This is a genomic window from Paenibacillus sp. P4_A7, assembly GCF_056402455.1.
The window spans coordinates 1-3,514 of the sequence record NZ_JBFUHJ010000536.1 but is presented as its reverse complement, the minus strand read 5'-3'; the positions used below and the strand labels follow the sequence as shown (position 1 = coordinate 3,514).

The 3,514-nt window shown below is 44.2% G+C and carries 4 protein-coding genes; all 4 read left to right on the top strand.

Translation table 11 applies throughout. The features are described 5' to 3' along the window. The coding region (locus AC1DWN_RS30550; RefSeq protein WP_477562622.1) for a carbohydrate ABC transporter permease at positions 1-535 on the top strand (535 nt) is incomplete at its 5' end. A 48-nt stretch (positions 536-583) separates the two neighbouring features. Continuing rightward, positions 584-1,921, top strand: coding sequence for an ABC transporter substrate-binding protein (locus tag AC1DWN_RS30545; protein WP_477562621.1), 1,338 nt, complete (start codon positions 584-586; stop codon positions 1,919-1,921). Positions 1,922-2,001: 80 nt separating this feature from the next. Next, positions 2,002-2,994 carry a LacI family DNA-binding transcriptional regulator gene (locus AC1DWN_RS30540; RefSeq protein WP_477562620.1) on the top strand — a complete coding sequence of 331 codons (993 nt, stop codon included), beginning with the start codon at positions 2,002-2,004 and terminating at the stop codon, positions 2,992-2,994. Between the two features lie 19 nt (positions 2,995-3,013). Then, the coding region (locus AC1DWN_RS30535) for an N-acetylglucosamine kinase (RefSeq protein WP_477562619.1) at positions 3,014-3,514 on the top strand (501 nt) is incomplete at its 3' end.

Below are 3,514 nucleotides of genomic sequence, written 5' to 3'. Positions count from 1 at the left end.
GGCTAGGAGCAGTGCATTTATGTTCATGCTGGTGCTTAGTACCTTGATGCTGCCTTATCCAGCCATTATGATTCCTCAGTTTCTTCTGTTTATGAATATTGGACTACATGATTCGTTACTCCCGCTCATTTTGCCATCATTCTTCGGATCAGCTTATATGATCTTTCTTTTGAAGCAATTTTTCTCCACGATGCCCGAAGAACTATATGATGCTGGCCGGATGGACGGCTGCAGTGAGTTTCGACTGTACTGGAACTTGACGCTTCCTCTAGCGGGAGCAGCACTTTCGACTGTTGCTATCTTCTCCTTTATTTGGAGCTGGAATGATCTGCTTGCTCCGGTATTATATCTGGATTCTCAGGAGAACTTCACGCTACCGGTTGGAATGGCTGCCATGATATCATCGAAATTTCGCTTAGCTCCGTGGAATCTGTTAATGGCTGCATCGATTCTTTCGGTACTGCCGATCGTCCTGCTCTTTGCAGTGGCACAGAAGAGATTTGTTGAAGGAATAGTTCTCACCGGCATCAAATAGCCATTCACATAAGAGGAAATCATTAAAAATTAGGGGGAAATTTGAACGATGAAGAAGAAATGGGTACCGATGTCAATGAGTATGATTGTCGCATTTTCTATGTTGACCGCTGCATGCTCCAATAGTGAAGATGGCGGCAAAGGAAAGAAAGTAACGATCACACATTATACAATTGACTCACCTGACAGAACATTCGTGGAGAAGCTCATTCCTGATTTTGAAGCCAAGCATCCAAACATTAAAATTAAAGTAACGAAGGCGCCTTATGAGCAGTTTGATTCCAAGCTGCAATCTTCTATTGCGGCCAAAAATGCACCAGATGTAACCTCCCATTGGGGCTACGGTGGATTTATGGAGTACTACAACAAGGATATGCTGATGGACCTGACGCCATATTTGGATGGACTCAGCGGTGCTGACTACAACATTCCTGAAGATGTAATGGACATTTACAAGGTTGATGGCAAAACATATGGTATTCCTCTTAATAGCTATGTGACCGTTATGCTTTACAACAAAGATCTCTTCGACAAAGCGGGACTTGCGTATCCTCCAACTGATTATGAAGATAAGAGCTGGACTTTTGACAAAATGCTAGAATACGCGAAAAAAATTACAGTGGACTCGGATAACCTGGAGAAGGCCCAATATGGGGTTGATTTCGGATTTGGTGAACGTGATCAACGGCCGCAGTATTTCGGAGCCAACGTGTATTCCGATGATGTGTGGACTAATGGCGGCAAGCCCTCTGAGATCAATCTGACGAAACCAGAAGTTGTGGATGCTTATAAAACGCTTTATGGACTTATCTATGATCAGAAAGTTTCTCCTACGCCAAAATTCTCTCAAACGGTATCCGGCCAATTCGGAGATCCCTTCTTATCCGGTAAAATCGGGATGYCCGTCGTTGGTTCATGGAGCTTAGCTGCTGCTGCTGATTTCAACTTTAAAGTTGGCGTAGCTGCGGTTCCATACAATCCTAATGGAGATGTTAGAAGCGTGTTGTACGTTGATCCTCTATTTGTTCTGAAAGATTCCAAGCATCCAGAAGAAGCATTGGAGTGGATTAAGTATCTGATTACAACTGAGATTCAAGAGAAGTCAATCGAGTTAAGTGGAGGAAACCCGCCAGTTAACCAAGAAGCAGCTGAGAAATATTACAACAACTTTGAAGGTATCGATCCTAAAGGTATAAAACAAGTGTTTGATGGAGCTTATAAATACGGATTTGAATCATACAATCACCTTATTTCCAACTACTCGCAAATCAATGAATTGTTCATAAATGAGCTTGCAGGTGTTGAAAATGGTGCTAAAAAGGTTGAGGACGTACTTCCGGAAATTGAAACGAAGCTGAAGGATCTACTTGCAAGAGTTAATAAATAAGAATGCGAGGAGGGGCGCACGGTGCTGCCCCCTCCATTTTTTTCAATTGTTTCTCATATTGGATTGAGGATGGCGTCTGCATGAAGGTAAGTATATATGATGTGGCAAAGAAATCGGGATTGTCTGTTGTGACTGTATCTAGGGTTCTGAATAATATGCCCAGCGTGAGGTCAAGCAATAGAGAGCGTGTACTTCAGGCAATGAAGGAATTGGACTACCATCCCAACGCATCGGCTAGAAGCCTCGCAAGCGGTAAGACGGGTATTATTGGACTTTCACTAACGACATTGCATGACTCTTTTTTGGACGCTGTTGTTAAGGAAGTTAATGATCGTTTAGCCGAAAATGGTTACTTTCTTGCACTGTCTATCACGACAGGCGAGGATGAGCAGGCTCACCGGTCATTGTTTCAGGAGGATCGGGTCGACGGAGTAATCCTATTGTCACCCATTCGTGAGGATGAATACGTGCTGGAGCTGAAGAAAAACCGGATTCCTTTCGTCATGCTAGACAACCAGCAGCTTAATCCATCTGCAACCTCCGTTATCGTTGATAATTTTAGTGGCGGATATGAGGCAACGCAGCATTTGATTGAACTGGGTCATACGGATATTGCACATATTAGCGGACCTGAACTGTTTCTCAGCAGTCGTGAAAGGGAACGTGGATATCGCAGCGCATTAGAAAAAGCAGGATTAAAGCCGTTTTGTGTGGAACGCGGAGATTTCGAAATATCGACAGGCCACGAGATCGCTCGAGGCTGGATAAACTCGGGCAGACTACCGACTGCTGTATTTACGTCGGATGATTATATGGCGCTAGGCGCAATGAATGCTTTTATATTGGAAGGGATTAAAGTGCCGCAGGATATCTCCATCATCGGATTTGATGATCAGATTATTGCTTCTGATTTTCGTCCTATGTTAACGACAATACGTCAGCCGGCAGAGCAGATCGGAAGGACAGGGGTTGAATTACTGCTTAAGATTATTAACGGAACAGCAAAGCGAAACGTTACTATTCAATTAAGTCCTGAGCTTATCATTCGGGAATCAACTTCATCGAGGCATTAACAAACACGCAATCATGGGAGTGAATCCGTTGAAATATTATTTGGGCGTAGACGGTGGGGGCAGCAAGACGTATACGCTGGTCACCGATGAGCACGGCAATATTGTAGGTAAAGGGCATAGCGGTAATGGCAATTATCAGATTGATTATGACGAAGCAAAAAGCAATATACAAGAATCGGTGGACATGGCTTTGGAACATGCGGGCTTGAAACGCAGTGAGATTACGTTTGCTTATTTTGGATTAGCAGGTGCGGACAGAGAAGCAGATTATCAGGTCTTGAGACCAATGATCGCAGAGCTGGGTTTTCCGAAGCATGACGTGAATTGCGATACAATTATTGCGCTTCGGGCGGGGACGGGACGACCATATGGCGTTGTTCTAATTTGTGGAACAGGTACGAACAGTGCGGGAGTGAGTCCTCGTAAGGAGTTCTTCCAATGTGGCGGTTTTTCCTATTCCTTCGGTGATTTTGGCGGCGGTGGGGATTTATGCGTTGAAGTTTTCCGGTCGGTTATACGG

What these genes read in the sequence shown, in the direction of transcription:
- AC1DWN_RS30540 (WP_477562620.1), top strand. Translation starts at nt 2,002, where the DNA reads ATGAAGGTAAGTATATATGATGTGGCAAAGAAATCGGGATTGTCTGTT.